The sequence below is a fragment of the Clostridium hydrogenum genome (assembly GCF_021432385.1).
In the GTDB taxonomy this organism is placed as follows: Bacteria; Bacillota; Clostridia; order Clostridiales; family Clostridiaceae; genus Clostridium_S; species Clostridium_S hydrogenum.
Genome location: NZ_JAEACT010000004.1, coordinates 711831 through 730713, shown reverse-complemented (window position 1 = coordinate 730713; position 18883 = coordinate 711831). Strand labels below are relative to the sequence as shown.

Below are 18883 nucleotides of genomic sequence, written 5' to 3'. Positions count from 1 at the left end.
TCACTTTATAAATAACTATTTTAGGGAGGATTAAATATATGTCAAAAACATGGTATCCAGTAATCCATTATGAACTTTGTAAAGAATGCGGAGCTTGTTTTAACAAGTGTAAACATGGAGTTTATAAAAAGGAGGAAAATAGACCAATTGTAGTTTTTCCAGAAGGTTGTGTTCAAGGCTGTAAAGGCTGCCAATCATTATGTCCTTCTGGAGCTATTCAATATGTTGGTGATAATGGACAAACTGATAATTGTGCCTGTGGTTGTTGTAATAGTTAAATGAAATTTTAATGTTAATATATGTCTTAAAGTGGGTGTAAATTTAATTTTTCATCCATTTTTGTCTTAGCGTGGGTTTTGTCGGAAATGTTGGCGCTACCCCTATATGTAATAATAGGTATTGCCATAGGAGGTGTTATACATGGATGGATTCCAGCAGGTGCTTTAGCCAAGTATGCAGGAAAAAATAATCCTTTTGCTGTATTTGTAGCTGTAATAATAGGAATTCCGTTGTATTCTAATGCAGCTGGTGTAATACCATTGGTTAGTGAGCTTACAAGAGCAGGTGTTTCAATGGGAACTTCTCTTGCATTTATGATGGCAGTTACAGGTTTAAGTTTACCAGAAGGGATTCTTTTAAGGAGAGTTCTAAAACCTAAATTGTTAGCAGTATTTTATGTTGTTGTAGGATTAGGAATTATATTTACTGGATATTTATTTAATTTTATATTATCTTAATCATGTTTGGACTTAAGATTTTTTCATTTATATCTGTTTTAAACTAATGTTTTTATTAGACGAACTAAAAGAAGAGTAGAGTGAATGATAATTTACATTTTGATTCGCTGAATGCTATTTACAACGCAATTGCGTTGTCATTAAGTTTTAAGGTTTTTCGTAGCGTTAGTGGAGAAAAATTATCCTTAACTCTCCGTTTTCTACTCTTTACTTGGAATAATGTAAAATCAATTTATTTAAGCATTGTACAGAAATAAAGGTGTAGTGCAGATACCAAAATAACATGGGACAGGTGCATTAAAAAAATGATGTGGCATACGAGTGTCGAAGAAATATTTTAAATAAAATTGTATAAAACTTAGTGGGAAATTTTTTGATAACTTTAGAACTTTCAATTGTTTGAGCAGCTTCTCAGCGAGTTATTGAAAGTTCTTAAGTTTTCGGAAAATTTGCCACTTAGTTTTATTAATTTTATTTAAGATTTCAAGATACTCGTATACCACATTATTTTTAATGCACCTGTCCCATGTTATTTGGTTTGGCACTACACCTTAGTTTAACGTTTTAAATCATAGTGCCAATTGCCAATTCCACCAAGGTTATACACTTCTTTAAATCCTAGTTGATGTAGTATTCCATAGGCCTTGGAAGACCTCATACCACTTTGACAATATACTACTATTGGAGAATCCGTTTTTAAGTTCATTTTTTTAATAGAATTCTCAAAATTTTGGACAGGAACATTTTTGCTTTTTGGTATATGCCCAGTAGAGTATTCTTCAGGTGTTCTAACATCAAATAAAATAGGGGGAGTTGAGCTTTCAAGCATTTCTTTTAATTTCTCATCATTTATTTTATTATTAGATTTTGGTGTGAACAAATTAAATATATTCATATGTTACCTCCAAGTATATTTATTTTTTATTTGCTTTTAGGAATAAAGCTTAAAAGTGATGCATTTTTATATCCACCAGTCATGTTTTTAACTTTAAATCCATTTTGAGAAAGTATTCTTGAAGCAATATAGCCTCTTAGTCCAACTTGACAATATTCAAGTATTTCTTTATTTTTATCTAATTTATTAAGATTTCTTCTTAGTTCATCTACAGGGATATTTTCAGCACCTTCAATATGACCATTATTAAATTCTGTTTTTGAACGTACATCCAAAAGAACGGTGTTTTCTTTATTGTAATTGAAATAATCCTCTGGAGTAATAGAATCCATTCTTCCAGAAAGAACATTTTCAGCTACAAAACCAGCCATATTTACTGGATCTTTTGCAGAGGAAAATGGTGGTGCATAGCATAATTCAAGTTCTTCTAAATCGTATATTGTACCGTCAAGTCGCATTACTGTAGCTATAACATCAATTCGCTTGTCAACTCCATTATAGCCTATAGCTTGAGCACCTAAAATTTTGCCTTCATTATTAAATATAAGTTTTAAGGTTAGTGGAAGGGCACCAGGATAATAGGAAGCATGTGATAATGGATGTATATAAATAACTTTATAAGGTATATTAAGCCTTTTCAAGGTTCGCTCATTATTTCCTGTACTTGCAGCTGTTAAACTAAAAATTTTAATTATTGCAGTGCCTTGAGTACCTTTATAAGTTGAATTTAATTCGGCTATATTATCGGCAGCTATTCTACCTTGTTTATTTGCTGGTCCAGCTAATGGAATAGCCGTTGCTTTTTTATTAACAAAATCAACTACTTCAATGGCATCTCCAACAGCATATATATTTTTTATATTTGTTTGCATTTTATCGTCAACTAATATATGACCTTTAATTCCTAAATTTATTCCGCTGCTTTTTAGAAAATTAGTATCGGGGGTTACACCAATAGCTAATATAACTAAATCAGCAGTAAGCTTATTATCACTGCTTAAAGTGATTTCAATGCTACTTTCAGTGTCTTTAAAAGCTTTAACTCCATCATTTAATATTAATTTTATATCATTCTTTATAAGTTCATTTTCAGCCATAACAACTATATCTGAATCAAAAGGTGCTAGAATATGATGGGCAGCTTCAACTAATGTTACCTGTAGCCCTCTTTCTTTAAGATTTTCAGCCATTTCAACGCCAACATAACCTCCACCAATAACAACGGCATTTGATATAGTGTTTTTATCAATTAATGTTTTTATTTTATCTGTATCCTGCATATTTCTTAATGTAAAGATTCTTTTACTATCTATTCCTTCAATTGGAGGTTTGATAGCTTTTGCTCCAGGAGATAATACTAAGTAGTCATAGCTTTCTTCATAACTTCCTTTGTCTTTGCTTTTTATTTGAACTGACTTCTTATGGGTATCAATACTCATAACTTCACTGTTAATTCTTACACCTATGTTAAATCTAGCAAGCATACTTTCTGGTGTTTGAACTAAAAGATTTTCTCTTTCTTTAATTGTTTCGCCTATGTAATAAGGTAAACCGCAATTTGCAAAAGATATATACTCATCGCGTTCAAACATTATTATTTCAGCATTTTCATCTAATCTTCTTAGTCTTGCAGCTGTAGATGCTCCTCCAGCAACACCACCAACAATTAATATTTTTTTACTCATGAAATTTCCTCCTTTGCTTTTGTGTTTTTAGTATTCTCTGAATTACATAAAAATATTTTTAGAAAACAAAACTTATTAGATTTAATTGTAATAACACTTGCACAAGGTTTTGGAAGGATAGAATGCTTTGATGAAAGACGATGTTATAAAATGGAAAGTGGCCAATTATTTAAATATTGACAAAGTTTAATTACAACTATAATATTAATAAAATGATAATATACCTTATAAAGATACTATAGGAGGAAAGCGTATGGATGCATTTATTAAGCCACCTAAGAAAATACCATTTTTTTTAAAGTTTGGAATTATGATTTCAAGGAGAGTTACTGGAAAGGACTTGCTTGTCCCTAAATTGCTCGCTTGGTATCCAAGAGTAGCTATAAGTTCGGGAGTTTTAGAAGCCTTGGTTGCACATGGAAAGAAAGATTTAAATGAACGTGTACTAAAAATTGTAAGGATTCAAGCTTCTCTTGCAGTATCTTGCGCTTTTTGCATAGACATGAATTCATTTGGTTATGAGAAAAGTGGTATAAGTAAACAAGAAATGAATGCTCTTTCGGGACGAGTTGATATTGACAAAGTTACTACATTTTCTGAAAAAGAGAGAATAGTTATAGAGTATGTGAAAGCTATTTGTTCAACGCCAATTAAATTAAAAAAGGAAGTTAAGGACAGCTTACTAGCTAATTTTACTGAGAGAGAGGTTGTAATATTAGCTAGCACAATTGCTCAAGTTAATTATTGGGCAAGATTAATTCATGGGTTAGGAGTTCCTCCGGAAGGTTTTTCAGATAAATGTGAATTATAAAATGAATAAAGATATATTTTGAAATTTTAGTACAATGTAATGATTAATTTTAAATTAATTGCATTGTACTTTTTTTATTTTTAATAAATGCTAGAGATAAACCGCTTCAACTATTGAAATTTATGTGCACCAAAATACCAAGAAGACGGCATTTGGGTACAAATAAATTTCAAGTTTCAAGGTAGTTTGTCTTTAGTGTGACTAAGTCACTTAAATATTTAAGCAATTATTTTATAATAAGTTCATAACAGCAAATAAATTGGAGGGAAAGCTCATATGAAAAAGTCTTCGTCAGAATCAAAAATAGTTATAAGTGAAGTTATGATGCCTAATCAAGCAAATGTTGCAGGTAATATACATGGTGGAGAGATCATGAAGTTAATGGACTCGGCAGCCTATGCAGCAGCAAGAAAATATGCTAAATCTAATGTTGTTACAGCTAGGGTTGATGAATTAGAATTTCACTTGCCAATTTTTGTTGGTGATTTAGTTACATGCACTGCTCAAGTTGTATTTGTGGGAAAATCTTCAATGGAGGTAGCCGTAAATGTTGAAGTTGAAGATTTAGAATGCGATAGCGATTATTGCAAAAAAAGAGCTTTATCAGCATTTTTTACAATGGTATCTTTAGATAAAAAGGGAAAACCGAATTTAGTACCTGAACTTATTTTAGATACTCCTGAAGAAATAAATGCATTTGAGGAAGGTAAACAAAGACATGAGAATCACAAATTAAAAAAGTATTAAGTTAGTTTAAATGAAACATGAATAGAGATACTAACTATTTATAATAATATAAAATATAACAAAATGGAGGACATTTATGAAAGGATTTTTAAAGTTGTGGAAGAAGTATTCGTTTGTACTATTAATTGCATTTGTATTGTTAGGATTAATTGATTTAAGGTTTGCAGTAGCAGCTGTTATCTGTATGGTGGCACCCGTAATTGTTTCTATATTTAAGGGTAGATTTTGGTGTGGTAATTTATGCCCAAGGGGAAATTTTTATGATAATGTAGTTTCTAAATTTAGTAATAAAAGAAAAGTACCTAAATTTTTAAAATCCTATTATTTTAGAAGTTTAGTTATAATATTCACTATGACTATGTTTACACTTGGAATTAAGAAGAACTGGGGAAATCTTTATGGTATAGGAATGGTATTTTATAGAATTATTGTTGTTACAACATTAATTGGTATAGTGTTATCTTTATTCTATAATCAAAGAACTTGGTGTAATTTTTGTCCGATGGGAACTATAGCATCCGTTATATCAAAATTAAAAAAGAATAAAAAAGTATTAAAAGTATCATCTAGCTGTGTCTCTTGTAAATTATGTGAGAAAAAATGTTCGCTTGGAATAGTTCCATATGAATATAAGGGTGATTTATTAAGCCATCCTGATTGTATACAATGTGGAAAATGTGTAAGTGCATGCCCTAAAAAAGCAATAGGATACTAGGAGAGGATATAGATTTTGTTACAATTCTTAAACATTACTAACCTTTTTTCAGAGTACAGATGACAGAGTACAGAGTACAGTTAAGGATGATTTTCTTCCGCTTTGCTACAGAAAATCTTAAAACTTAGTTTTTGATTGCTTACGCAATCGTGGAATTAATGTTGTTCAGCGTAGCTGAACAACATATAAGTTTAAGATTTACCTGACGTAAGAAAGGTAAATCAACCTTAACTGTACTCTGTCATCTGTACTTTGTACTCTGATTTAATTGGTTCGCAATAATTTCAAATTCCCCAAGAAATAATAATTAGTATTCAACTCATTAATTTAAGTTGAGGAGGGAAAATGAGCAAGTATAATGAAATATCAAACAATATAAAAGCTTTATACAAACAATATCCAGTATTAGAGAAAATTGATATGAATAATAATGGGATAATAAAATCGGAAGCAGTTTTTAAAACTATACATTTTGATGAGTATGTAAAATTAGCAGGTGGAACGTGCCTTGGGGTTTTATTTGTAGTAAAGGGAACAATAAAGATACAAAAAATTAATGAAAACGGAGATGAAACTAATCTTTATAATATACGCCAAGGGGAATTTTGCCATGAAGCTTTAAGCTGCTTATCAAATTTAGAATCTCTAAAAATAGTAGGTAAGGCAATTCAAGAGTCTAAAATATGTGTAATTCCAACGAGCATAGTGCAAAAGTATTGCATTGAAGATAATGAATTTTTATTCCATATGTATGAGGATTTATATAATAAGTTTAACAATATTATAGGAAACAAAGAAGAAATAATTCATGAAGCTTTAGAAACAAGACTTATTAAGTTACTTATTAGCAAAAATAGCAAAGTAGTTTATGCAACTCATAGTCAATTAGCTTTTGAGATTGATTCAGCTAGGGAAGTTGTTAGCAGAAAATTAAAAGGTATTGAAAAAATGGGATATATAAAATTAGAACGAGGGAAAATAGTTATACTTAAAGATTTAAATGAGATATTAAAAAAGGCTATGTTTTAAATAAGTGCGAAAATCAACACTTATTTAAAACATAGCCTTAAAAAATTATTGATGAAATTGTATATCTATATTTTAATAAAAATAGGTAAGACTAAATTAGATAAAATTTATTAGGGGTGATTTTTGTGAGTTTACAAGGTTTTTATTTACTTCCACATCCGCCTATTGTATTGCCTGAAATAGGTGAGGGAAAAGAAAAAAAGATTGCAAAGACAGGTGAAAGTTTTGATGAAATTGGAAGGGAAATTGCAAAGAAGGCACCTAGCACAATTATACTTGTAACTCCACATGGCGTTATGTTTCAAGATGCGGTTGCACTTAGTTATGAAGACGAAATTCATGGGGATTTAAAAAATTTTGGAGTCCCTAATGTTTCTATGAAGTTTGAAATTAACAAAGAACTTACTAGTAAAATATATGAGCTAGCCTACAAAGAGGGGATATCAAGTGTAATGGCCACAAATTCTCTTTTAAATAAGTACAATGCTTCTGTTAAACTAGATCACGGAGCAATAGTTCCATTGTATTTTGTAAATAAGTTTTATGAGAATTATAAGCTTGTACATATTACTTATGCTCCTTTAAGTGACATTGAGTTATATAAGTTTGGCATTTTAATTGATAAAGCAGCTCGCGAACTAAACGAAAATGCGGTTTTTATAGCAAGTGGAGATTTGTCTCATAAGTTAAAAGAGGATGGACCTTATGAGTATAGTCCTTATGGTGAAAAATTTGATACAGAATTCCTTGATGCCTTGCAAAAAGGTGATGTAGGAAGAGTATTTAGCATTGATGAAAAAACAATAGACAATGCGGGAGAGTGTGGAAGACGTTCGGCAGCTATTTTGCTTGGGGCGCTAGAAAAAAAGAAATTTAAGGGAGAACTTTTAAGCTATGAATGGACTTTTGGAGTAGGCTATGGGGTTATGAAATTTAATGTTCTTTCCGAGGATGTTTCTAGACTAGGAGAACTACAGTCAATTCGCACAGAAGCATATGAAAAGAGGAAAAATCAGACGGATCCTTATGTAAGACTTGCTAGGGAAAGTCTCACTACATATTTAAAAAGTGGCAAAAGAATTAATGAGTTGCCAGCTTATGTGACAGATGAAATGAAAAACACTAAAAGAGGAGTGTTTGTATCTTTAAAGAAGCATGGAGAACTTAGGGGCTGCATTGGAACTATATTACCTATAACGGAAAGTACTGCGGAAGAAATTGCGCGCAATGCTATTGAGGCCGGGGTACATGATCCTAGATTTTATGAGGTAGAAAATGATGAGTTAATGGACATAACTTTTTCAGTAGATGTTTTAACAGAACCTGAACCTGCTTCAAAAGAAGAATTAAATCCAAAAGAGTACGGTGTAATTGTGAGATATAAAGGCAAAACGGGACTTTTGCTTCCAGATTTAGACGGCGTAAATACAGTAGAGGAGCAGATAAATATAGCCTTAGATAAAGCTGGCATAGATCATTTGGAAGACTATACCATAGAAAAGTTTAAAGTAATTAGGCATAAGGAAGAAGTGTGATAACGTGAAAACAGAAGCTATGTTTTATGAAAAGCTTAAAGATAAAATTCACTGCTTTTTATGCCCGCATAATTGTGTTATTGAAAATGGTCATTTTGGAAAGTGTAATGTTAGAACTCATGAGGATGGAAAGCTTTTTACTATAAATTATGGAGAAGTTACATCAGCTGCTTTAGATCCTATAGAAAAGAAACCACTTTATTATTTTAAGCCTCATACTCATATTTTTTCTGTAGGAAGCTTTGGCTGTAATTTTACCTGCGGTTTTTGCCAAAATTACAGCATTTCTCAATTTAAAGCTAAAAGTCAATTTGTATCTAAGGAAGATTTAGTGCACACTGCACTTACAATGAAAGATAATATTGGCATAGCCTTTACATATAATGAACCGAGTATTTGGTATGAATATGTTTATGACGCATCAAAGCTTTTAAAGGAAACAAATCCCAATGCTTCAGTAGTAGTTGTAACTAATGGATATATAAGTGAAGAACCATTAAAAAAACTTCTTCCTTATGTGGATGCAATGAATATCGATTTAAAAAGTTTTAATAAGGATTACTATAAGGATTTATGTGGTGGAAGCTTGCAGTCAGTATTAAAAAACATTGAAATAGCCGCAAGAAATACTCATGTTGAAATTACAACGCTATTAGTTAGCGGAGAAAATGACAGCTTAGAAGAGGTAGAAGAAATTGCAAAATTTTTAAGCAGCATAAGTTTAGATATTCCGCTGCATCTTTCAAGGTATTTTCCTAGATACAAACTTGAAAATGAGCCTACAAATATAGAATTTATGAAAAAAGCAGAAGAGGTTGCTAAAAAGTATCTTAATAAGGTGAGTCTTGGAAATATATGAAAAATTTTTTTGTTGACTAATATAATAATCTTTTTGTAGAAAACCAAAATGATGATATTAGTATTACATTTTTTGTATCAACAAACGCATGGAAGGTTCTTGAAGGAAATTCATAGTTTTATGTACAAAAGTTTACACAAAACTATGAATGATATTACCAAGCTTTATATAGTTTATAACTATTTTGTCACAGGAATTTGATAGCTTTCCTTCGGAGCGAGTTGTAACTTAGAAAGCTCTTTGCTCTTAGGGTAAAGCACGATTTGTTCTAATATAACGTTTGGCTCTGTTACATAAAATCGAATTTTATTTTTACCCTTATTTAAATGCACAGTTGTATTAACTATGCGCGAATTATTCATAACACCATAATTCCATTCTTTGTTATACCACTCAGCATAATAATCATCCGATATAACATCCAATATTTGTTGTTCATTATCATTTAATGAATAACAACACTTTATTTTATCTCCTTTTTGCATAGGATTTCTTGGAGAAAAGTAAAAGGATAATATATATTGGCCTTCTTGCCTTGATATAAAGGAGTATTGTACAAAAGGTTTTTCTTTCTTTAAAAGCCAATTAGTATTAACAGGAAAGGCTTTTATAGCAGAACCATTTCTTCCTAGGTGCTGTATGACTTTCCATCCTTTTTCGTCTATATCAGTTTTAGATTCAAAATGCTCTGCTTCTATGCAAATATAGTCCTGACACTCCAAAAATGCACCAGGGTATTGTTCTACATTAGGATTTCCGGCTTTTACTGCTACTTTTGCACGCTTTTTATCTCCATTAGCAAAATTAAATAGAATTACAATTTCTACATACTCCTCACCAGATAAATGTGTACGGTCACATGAAATCATTATGCTAGTTCTACCAGCTTCGCCTACATTGGCTTGACCATGCGTGTGCGAAAAGGATAACCAAGGCTTTTTACATTGAATATCATAGCAGAAGTCCACATTTCCGCGGCTATCAATATCAAGTATAATTTCATTAATATCAGGACGAGTAAATTCATTGTTACAAATAGGTTCTTTGTCCTGCCAATGTAGTCCTAGATTATAGGCATTGTCTCCACGAAAGCTGACAATAATCTTTGAAGTTGGAATAGGCATTACCTCTTCAATCGTTGGATATGTCCAGTTATTGTCATCCCATGTCTGAAAACCATTATGAGCAGATTCAAGCATATGATTCCATTTTCCATTAAACAGGGAGTGGAATTTTTCGACATATTTTTGTTCAGATAGTATTCTTGTTTTAATGCTTTGAATATATTGATTTGCTACTATACTTCCTCGCTCCGCTAATACATGATTAAAACCAGCTTCAATGTTCATCAGCAGCAGGTTTAATGATGCAACTGCTGGATAATAAATCATACTGTCATATGCGGGTAGACACATATCTGGCATTTGCTTACGTAAGTGGTCTGCTTTTTTGATTAAAGCATTTGCTTCCTGTAATACTCGCTCACACTCATGATAATTATTTTGATAAACACCTTCATTTAATGATTCAGGTTTTCTAGCTGCATTCCATTTTGTATAGCCGTTTAAAATAGCAGAAATTATTTCTTTTTGCTCTGAAGTAATAAGAGATCCAAACTGGGTATCAATCCATTTCGCTGTATATAGTTCAGCACTATTGGTTATTTGTGTTCCCCATTTTTCAAAATCATATGCTAAATCCATAAAATAGTTAAGTGGGTACTCGTTACCTTTTATGTCACCAACATTAACAATCCATATGTCACGTATTCCATGTTCATATGCCATGGTCAATTGCTCCCAAGCCTTAACTAGGTTTGTACAATTCAGCCATTCGTAACTGATTGGGGCACCATGATAATCAAAGTGATAATATATTCCATATCCTCCGGGGTGAGGAGCTTCTGTTAATGATGGTATAGAACGAAGATTTCCATAGTTGTCATCGCTTAGTAATAATATGACATCATCAATTTCTGACCATCCACGAAGTCCAGCGAAGGTGTTATCACCGTAATAAAAATCTTCCACTTCTTTATAAATCGCGAGCATTCTTGGGACTTCTTTTAAATCTTTATTGATATAAGATTTTATTAGCTGATTCTGAGTAATGATTGCCTTTTTAAGTACATCAACATTGTCTTTTAATGTAGCATCTTCTCCCAAAAGCTTAGAATCGTTTTCGCCACGCATGCCAATCGTAATGATATTTTCAAAGTCTTTGCTTCTTTTAAGACCATCTTTCCAAAACTGAGTGATAGCATCACTATTTTTAATGAAGCTCCAAGAGGAATCATCACTGTACTTTTGATATTGCTTCTGCCATTCCTCTCCAGCTCTACAAAGAGGTTCATGATGCGATGTACCCATGATAACACCATATTCATCTGCTAATCTTGCGTTTTCTAGACCTGGGCCATCTTCCCAAAAGGATGACCTCCACATAGCTGGCCACAAATAATTTCCTTTCATACGAAGCAATAATTCAAATACTTTTTCGTAGGCATTTGCATTTATTCCGCCATATTTTTCAAAACACCATCTGCCAAAGGCCGGCCATTCATCATTAATGAAGAAACCACGATATTTAACAGATGGCTCTTTGGAAAGTATTTTAGAACTTAAGGAAATCAAAATTTCTTTTTGAGGCTTTGGTTTTGCATCTCCCCAAAATATCATTGGCGATACACCGCACATTTCAGATAAATGAAACATTCCATAGATGGTTCCACGTTTGTCATTACCTAAAATGACTAATGCATTTTTAGCTGTTGGATGATTTTGAAATGGTTCTTCTATGTTCTGCATTAGATATACTTCTTTTTTATTTTTTAAATCAGATAAATTGACTTTGCCATTTTTATTCCATGTACTTAATAGATTGCTGTTATTTATGGTTGCAATAATAATTACATTTTCACTGCTACACTTAGTTATTTCATTTCTTATTTGAGGACGTAAACCAGTCACAAGTTCTATATCATCAGCCATAATATTTGCAACACGTTTTACACCGTTTAAAGCAGCTGCCTCTACAAATATTTCAGTAACAATCCCATTTTTAAATAATTCAAATGTACTCATATGTTCTCCTTTCATAATAAGATAGCATTTTACTTGTTGTTTATCATATATTATTTTATAATTATGCTAACGCATATTCCTTGCAATTTTTGTTTTATATATTGCGTATATTGTTTATTTGAAAGGATATTTTATGCAGCAGGTAAACTATATTAAAAATTTAACTTCCTCCGTATATTGTCAAAATACAAAATCTAATTTTGCACGTAATACGGATTTTCATATTCACGATTGTTGTGAGATATATTATCTTTCAGAGGGTTCTGTGACTATCTATGTAAATCAATCTTGCTATGTGCTAAAAGCAGGAGATTTACTTTTGATGTCTAATTTAGAAATTCACAAAACTCTTGCTCATACTGGCTTTGACTTTAATAGAAAAATTGTACATGTACATCCAAACTATGCTAGGCAATATAGCACTCATCAAACAGATTTACTTACTTGTTTTTATAATCATCCAATCGGTATACAGAATTTAATTCATTTAGATACGATAAAGCAAAAACAATATGAATCATATTTTGAAAGATTGAATGCTCCTTCTTCCCAGAACTATGGTGATGATTTGCTCAAGAAAACAACTTTGATTGATCTCATGGTTTCTATAAATATTTGGCAGCAATCACAGGATAAAATTGTAGAGCCGGTATGTGATGAACGACTTGTTCCTATTATGAATTATATAGAAAATCATTTATCAGAAAACTTTTCATTAGATGATATAGCAAATGCTAATTTTATGGATCGTTATTATATGTGCCACTTATTTAAAAAACTAACGGGCAGTAGTATTTTTCAATATGTACTTATGAAGCGAATTGCCTTGTCAAAGGAGTTATTAATGAAGGGTAATACTGTCACATCTACGTGTAGTATGGCAGGTTTTAATGATTACTCAAATTTTATTCGAACATTTAAAAAAATAACAGGATATACACCGGGTTATTTTCGTAAACATATTTAATGTAGTGCATATAATGAACCGAGTATTTGGTACGAATATGTTTATGACGCATCAAAGCTTTTAAAGGAAACAAATCCCAATGCTTCAGTAGTAATTGTAACTAATGGATATATAAGTGAAGAACCATTAAAAAAACTTCTTCCTTATGTGGATGCAATGAATATTGATTTAAAAAGCTTTAATAAAGCTTACTATAAAGATTTATGCGGTGGAAGCTTGCAGCCAGTATTAAAAAACATTGAAATAGCCGCAAGAAATACTCATGTTGAAATTACAACCATTGTGAACTGTGAATTGATTAAATTTCAATTTTCATAAAAACAATCTACTTTAATGTTATAATTATTTAAGATAAGTTAAAAATTAAAATGAGAATAAGTTAAATAATTATAAAGGAATTGGGGTGATTTCATGTCTATATATTTGAATACTAGCAAGCCTTTAGAAAATTATAAAAACCTGTACAGAAGCAAATATTTTGTAGATAAATCTTTACTTATTGAGAAGTTAAGTGAAGTTATAGAAACTTCTGATAAGTATGTATGTGTAACTAGACCAAGAAGATTTGGTAAATCTAGTGCTATTAACATGATAGGAGCTTATTATTCTAAAGCGGTAGATTCAAAAGAAATATTTAATAAGCTTAATATAAGTAAATCGGATACTTATGAGAAACATTTAAATAAATATAATGTTATAGGTATAAATTTCAATAAGATACCAGATAAAAATAAAAGTTATGAAGGGTACATAGATTTAATACAAAGTGCTTTGATTGATGATATAAAGAGTATGTATCCTAATTTAGAATTTAAAAGCTATTTTACTATAAGTGATATGTTATTTTCTACAAAAGATAAGTTTATATTTATATTTGATGAGTGGGATTATATTTTTACTAACAATCTTTTTATAGAAAATCAAAATAATTTTTTGGAGTTTTTGAGAAATCTTTTGAAGGATCAGTCTTATGTAGCTTTAGTATATATGACAGGTGTTCTTCCTATAAAGAAGTATTCTAGTGGTTCGGCACTTAATATGTTTGATGAGTTTACATTTTTAAAAGATAGAACCTTTGATGAGTATTTTGGATTTACGGAAGATGAAGTTAAGATGCTTTGTAATAAAAATAAAAATATTAGTTTTAAGGAATTAGAAAGTTGGTATAATGGCTATTTAACTGCAAAAGGAGTTAAAGTATATAATCCAAGATCAGTAGTAAAAGCACTTCAAAATAACTATTGTGAAAGTTATTGGACTAATACTGGTGCTATGGACGAAGTAGCAGAGTATCTTAAATACAATACTCTAGAAATTAGAGATGATGTTATAGAAATGGTATCAGGTGAGGAAATTGATATTATAATAGATGAGGAATTTAGAGCCGGGCAAGGAGTGCCGAGAACTAAAGAAGAAATATATTCCGCTATGATAGTACTTGGTTTTTTATCCTATTATGATGGATATTTAAAAATACCTAACAAAGAGCTTATGAAGGAATTTGAAAAGGCTTTAAGGGATAAATCTTTTGGATATGTTTCTGAGATAATAGAAAATTCTAAGAGAATGTTAAAGGCAACAGTTAATGGAGATACAAAAACTGTGGAAGAGATACTACATGATATTCATAACTCAGAAATACCAATACTTCAGTATAATGATGAGAATAGCTTATCATGTGTATTAACTTTAGCATATCTTTCAGCTAGAGATACATATAGAGTAGAACGTGAGGAGAAAACAGGGAAAGGCTATGCAGATTTTGCTTTTCACCCTAGGAGAAAGAATGATATTGCTTTTATAGTTGAACTTAAAAAGAATGAAACTCCAGAGATAGCAATAAGTCAAATAAGAAAAAAAGAATATGTAGAAAAGTTCAGAAAAGAAAATGAAGGTAAGAAGATATTAGCAGTGGCAATATGTTATGACTCAAAGGAAAAAGAACATAATTGTAAAATTGAAGAAATCTAGTATTTAAGGAGCAGTCGGTGTATTAACTGGCTGCTTTTGTGTATTTGTATCTATAATATAAAAAATTAATTAGTTACAAACATTCACACCTAAAATTCCGTAGGTATGGAGGAATTTTTTCCTTGTACCACCGTGGGAGCGAAGTGACAATGCTGAAGGAACGGTTTAAAAAAATCCTAATAAATCTTGGCATTGTTAGTAATACACATATTTGGGGCTTTGCCCATTATCCTTCTTGAACTCAAAGTAAGCATTATTTTAAAATAGCCACCAAGATTTATAGGATTTTTTTAATGCGACGAAGCATTGTTACTTCGCACTTTTTTTATTTTGTCACAGGAATTTGAATTTCAGTTATATATTCATCTACGCTATCTTTTGACCATTCACCTTCTAAATACAATTCTCTGTTAGGACCGGCAATTTTGTAATTGTTGTCTTCAATCCACTTTTGAAGAGCAGCATAAGCAGAAGGTAAGCCTTCATAGCCTCCCTTATGAACAGTACAAGCCATTTCATTTGCAGAAGCAAGTTCTTTAAATTTAATTCTGTCAGTGTCAGGGGCAGTTCCAAGTACATGTTCAGCAATTTCAGCATCTACATCGCTTTCTTTAAATCCTGGATCATAGTAAATAACTAAGCAAGGTGGAGCTAGTTTTACATTGTTTTCCTTTAAATAATCACCAAGTTCTCTCCAAATGTTATGCTGAGATTCATAGTTTGGTAAAATGCTTCTTATGGAAGCTACCTTTATAGGATCAATTTTTTTTATTACAACATCATATTTTAACATGTTTAAATCCTCCTCATTAATTTTATTTATTAAATTTTCAAGCTTTAAAAGTTTTTCCTTTTCGTTTTCTATATTTTGCTTTATTTCCTTTTCTTTGATTGAGAGCATAGATAAAACAGTATCTGTGCAAAGTTTATTGTCGAGTATATTTGCAATTTCTTTTAATGAAAGCCCTAAATCCTTTAATGCAAGTATTCTATTTAGTCTTGGAAGCTGACTTGCAGAATAATATCTGTAGCCACTCTCCTCATCAATCTTATATGGTTTTAAAATTCCTAAATCGTCATAATATCTAAGAGTTTTAACTGATATTTTATTTAACTTTGAAAAGTCACCTATTTTAAACATTTAAATCTCTCCTATGTGCACATATTTGGATTACAATATTAGAATAAACCCTCCTGCTATAGGAGAGTCAACTACTTTTTTTTATATTACTTTTGTAAAGAAGCAGTATTCATCGAGAAATGTTATCTCAATTTTATTTAACAAAAAACTTATTGCCAAAATGGTTAAAAGTTATATAATGGTATTAGAGATATACCATTGTGAAACTTAAAATTTATTTGTACCAAAATGCCGGTTTCTTGGCATTATGGTGCAAATGAATTTTAATAAGTTGAGCTGGTATATCTAGAGATAAAAATATTGAAAGGAGCTTGTATGCGAGAAGTTATAAAACAATTAGAAACTCGAGATTTAGAAATATTAAATTTAATACATAAGCAAGACATGATTACAAAGAAAAACTTGCAAGCATTAACAGGTATGACCTTAACAACTTTAAATAGAGTTATGAAAAATCTTAAAGATAAAAGATTAATAATGGAAATTGGTATATCTGAATCAACTGGCGGAAGAAAAGCTGTAGAGTATAGTGTTGCCAAAACGGGAATATATGTTATAGGCGTCGATATATCAAGAACTTACGTAAGAATAATTGTGTCAAATTTAAAGCTTAATATTTTAGCAAAAGAGGAATTTTTCATGGATGATAGTTTTTCACCAGAAAAGACTATTGAAAAAATTATGCACATGCTAGAACAAAAATTAACAGAGCTATCAATAGAAAAAAGTGAAGTATTAGGCATTGGAGTTGGTACTGTAGGACCACTTAATAGAGAAAAAGGCATTATGTTAAATCCTAAAAATTTCTTTAACGAAAGTTGGAATAATGTATACTTAAAGGATATGCTTGAGAGTAAAATTTCAATTCCATGTTTCATAGATAATGGAGCTAATACGGCTGTTTTATCTGAGTATTTATTTGGTGAAGGAAAAAATCTGAAAAATATTGTATACATACACTGTGGAATTGGAATAAGATCAGCAGTTATAACTGATGGAAGTATTATTAGGACAATAAATGATTCCGAAGATGCTTTTGCACATATGATTGTGGATTTAAATGGAGAAAAGTGTATTTGTGGAAATAATGGTTGCATAGAAAGTTATTCGTCTATTAAGGCTTTAATTAGAAGATTTAATTTAAGTGCAAATATGATTAATAATGAAGAGGTAAAAGAGGAAGAATATAAAAAGATATTAAACTTAGCTATGCAAAATAATAAGTTTGCCAAAGAAGTTATTAATACAGGGGCAGAGACTTTAGGAGTAGGGCTTGCTAATCTAGCCAAATTGCTAAATCCTCAATTAATAATTTTATGTGGACCATTGGTTAATAACTATGAATTGTACTATAAAACGGCTATTAAGACTTTTTATAAAAATAATTGTTTGAATAATGAAGTTGTATTTAGCAAAGGTGGAAAATTTAAAGAGGATGCCATAGCAATTGGCTCAGCTTTAATGGTAATAGAAAAGTATTTAAATATTAGGAGGGGATAAATTGATTATTTTAGCGTTAAAAATATTTGGTATATCAATTATAGCTGGTTTGTTAGGTTCCATACTTGGACTTGGAGGTGGAATTATAATTACTCCAGTATTAACTTTATTTTTCGGTATAGATATAAAATATGCCATAGGTGCAAGTATAGTATCTGTAATAGCGACCTCAAGTGGAGCAGCTATAGCATACATAAAAGATAGCATTACAAATATAAGGATAGGAATGTTTCTTGAAATAGCTACAACAACTGGAGCAATTACAGGAGCGTTTTTGAGTGGAATAATTAGCACAAAATATCTGTACTTTATATTTGGAATACTATTATTATATTCTGCATTGGCTATGCTTAAAAAAAGGAAAGATGAACTTCCAGAAAATGTACCAATGCATCCTGTAGCTAAAAAGCTTAAATTAAATGGTGAATATTATGATAAAATTCTACAAAAACAAGTTGAATATAATGTAACTGGTGTTTATGGTGGCTTAGGAATGATGTACGTGGCAGGTATTATATCAGGACTTCTTGGTATAGGTAGTGGAATATTTAAGGTTATGGCAATGGATTTATTTATGAAGCTCCCACTAAAGGTATCAAGTGCAACTAGTAACTTTATGATAGGAGTAACTGCGGCTGCAAGTGCTGGTGTATATTTACTTAGAGGAAATATAGATCCAAAGATTTCTGCACCAGTAGCTCTTGGTGTTTTGTTTGGTGCAACAATTGGTACTAGGGTTATGCAAAATTTAAAAAGTAAGACTATAAGAAAAATGTTTATACCTGTTCTTGCGTATGTTTCTATAGAGATGATAGTGAAAGGATTTGGTGTTAAATAATGAAAAATAAAGAAATCGAGGAAATGGAGATTGTAATAAGCAAGTTTTTAATGATGGGTGTTTTGTTAAGTGCTGCTATAATATTAATTGGCTTTATAATGCTCGTAGTAACTGGAAATAGTGGATATAGTGGTAACAGTTTTCCAACAAGTCCAATAAAAATATTACAAGGCGCTGTAGAACTTAAAGCATATGGAATAATATTAACTGGATTATTAATTTTAATTGCAACACCAGTACTTCGTGTAGGAGTTTCGATTATTGTATTTATAAAAGAAAAAGATTATTTATATGTAAAAATTACTTCGCTTGTTTTTATAATATTAATCATAAGCTTTGTACTTGGAAAAGTGGAGTAGTGGGAGGAAAA

Annotated in this window: 15 protein-coding genes and 3 pseudogenes; 14 read left to right on the top strand and 4 right to left on the bottom strand. The window is 30.9% G+C overall.

Features of this window, described 5'->3' with window-relative positions; genetic code table 11:
• Positions 1-38 precede the first annotated feature (38 nt).
• Positions 39-278 (top strand): ATP-binding protein, encoded by a 240-nt coding sequence (locus CUEA01_RS21610; protein ID WP_234124190.1) that lies wholly within the window; start codon positions 39-41, stop codon positions 276-278.
• Positions 279-347: 69 nt separating this feature from the next.
• Positions 348-737, top strand: a pseudogene (locus CUEA01_RS21605) (permease); the annotation flags it as partial.
• Positions 738-1293: 556 nt separating this feature from the next.
• Here the strand turns inward: CUEA01_RS21605 and CUEA01_RS21600 are convergent.
• Positions 1294-1632 carry a rhodanese-like domain-containing protein gene (locus CUEA01_RS21600; RefSeq protein WP_234124188.1) on the bottom strand — a complete coding sequence of 113 codons (339 nt, stop codon included), beginning with the start codon at positions 1630-1632 and terminating at the stop codon, positions 1294-1296.
• Between the two features lie 35 nt (positions 1633-1667).
• Positions 1668-3317, bottom strand: a pseudogene (locus tag CUEA01_RS21595) (CoA-disulfide reductase); the annotation flags it as partial.
• 253 nt (positions 3318-3570) lie between these two features.
• On the opposite strand from CUEA01_RS21595, the gene CUEA01_RS21590 reads away from it, so the two are divergent.
• From CUEA01_RS21590 to amrS, 6 genes are all read left to right on the top strand, one after another.
• Positions 3571-4128: a carboxymuconolactone decarboxylase family protein gene (locus CUEA01_RS21590; protein WP_234124186.1), complete on the top strand. Its 558-nt coding sequence runs from the start codon at positions 3571-3573 to the stop codon at positions 4126-4128.
• A 276-nt stretch (positions 4129-4404) separates the two neighbouring features.
• A complete protein-coding gene (locus tag CUEA01_RS21585; RefSeq protein WP_234124184.1) occupies positions 4405-4875 on the top strand; it encodes an acyl-CoA thioesterase in 471 nt (156 codons plus the stop codon).
• Between the two features lie 76 nt (positions 4876-4951).
• Positions 4952-5590 (top strand): 4Fe-4S binding protein, encoded by a 639-nt coding sequence (locus CUEA01_RS21580; RefSeq protein ID WP_234124182.1) that lies wholly within the window; start codon positions 4952-4954, stop codon positions 5588-5590.
• 345 nt (positions 5591-5935) lie between these two features.
• Entirely contained in the window at positions 5936-6619 is a 684-nt protein-coding gene (locus tag CUEA01_RS21575; RefSeq protein ID WP_234124181.1) for a Crp/Fnr family transcriptional regulator, read from the top strand.
• Between the two features lie 125 nt (positions 6620-6744).
• On the top strand, positions 6745-8154 hold the full coding sequence (amrA, locus tag CUEA01_RS21570) for an AmmeMemoRadiSam system protein A (protein WP_234124179.1): 1410 nt from the start codon (positions 6745-6747) through the stop codon (positions 8152-8154).
• Between the two features lie 4 nt (positions 8155-8158).
• On the top strand, positions 8159-9013 hold the full coding sequence (gene amrS / locus CUEA01_RS21565) for an AmmeMemoRadiSam system radical SAM enzyme (protein ID WP_234124176.1): 855 nt from the start codon (positions 8159-8161) through the stop codon (positions 9011-9013).
• Between the two features lie 179 nt (positions 9014-9192).
• Here the strand turns inward: amrS and CUEA01_RS21560 are convergent, their stop codons facing one another.
• Positions 9193-12096 carry a glycosyl hydrolase 115 family protein gene (locus tag CUEA01_RS21560; RefSeq protein WP_234124173.1) on the bottom strand — a complete coding sequence of 968 codons (2904 nt, stop codon included), beginning with the start codon at positions 12094-12096 and terminating at the stop codon, positions 9193-9195.
• A 133-nt stretch (positions 12097-12229) separates the two neighbouring features.
• Between CUEA01_RS21560 and CUEA01_RS21555 the strand changes: the two genes are divergently transcribed.
• From CUEA01_RS21555 to CUEA01_RS21545, 3 genes and pseudogenes are all read left to right on the top strand, one after another.
• On the top strand, positions 12230-13063 hold the full coding sequence (locus CUEA01_RS21555; RefSeq protein ID WP_234124170.1) for an AraC family transcriptional regulator: 834 nt from the start codon (positions 12230-12232) through the stop codon (positions 13061-13063).
• A 9-nt stretch (positions 13064-13072) separates the two neighbouring features.
• Positions 13073-13348: pseudogene (locus tag CUEA01_RS21550) on the top strand (radical SAM protein); the annotation flags it as partial.
• A 126-nt stretch (positions 13349-13474) separates the two neighbouring features.
• Entirely contained in the window at positions 13475-15034 is a 1560-nt protein-coding gene (locus tag CUEA01_RS21545; RefSeq protein ID WP_234124168.1) for an AAA family ATPase, read from the top strand.
• Positions 15035-15359: 325 nt separating this feature from the next.
• Here CUEA01_RS21545 and CUEA01_RS21540 read toward each other — a convergent pair whose 3' ends face one another.
• Complete coding sequence (locus CUEA01_RS21540) at positions 15360-16175, bottom strand: MerR family transcriptional regulator (protein WP_234124165.1); 816 nt, start codon at positions 16173-16175, stop codon at positions 15360-15362.
• Positions 16176-16490: 315 nt separating this feature from the next.
• Here CUEA01_RS21540 and CUEA01_RS21535 point away from each other — a divergent pair, with 315 nt between their 5' ends.
• From CUEA01_RS21535 to CUEA01_RS21525, 3 genes are read left to right on the top strand one after another with little or no spacing between them, the layout of a single operon-like run.
• Complete coding sequence (locus CUEA01_RS21535; RefSeq protein WP_234124162.1) at positions 16491-17675, top strand: ROK family protein; 1185 nt, start codon at positions 16491-16493, stop codon at positions 17673-17675.
• A 1-nt stretch (position 17676) separates the two neighbouring features.
• A complete protein-coding gene (locus tag CUEA01_RS21530; RefSeq protein WP_234124160.1) occupies positions 17677-18513 on the top strand; it encodes a sulfite exporter TauE/SafE family protein in 837 nt (278 codons plus the stop codon).
• Positions 18513-18872, top strand: coding sequence for a DUF1634 domain-containing protein (locus tag CUEA01_RS21525; protein WP_234124157.1), 360 nt, complete (start codon positions 18513-18515; stop codon positions 18870-18872). Before CUEA01_RS21530 ends, CUEA01_RS21525 begins: the two co-directional genes overlap by 1 nt.
• Positions 18873-18883 lie beyond the last annotated feature (11 nt).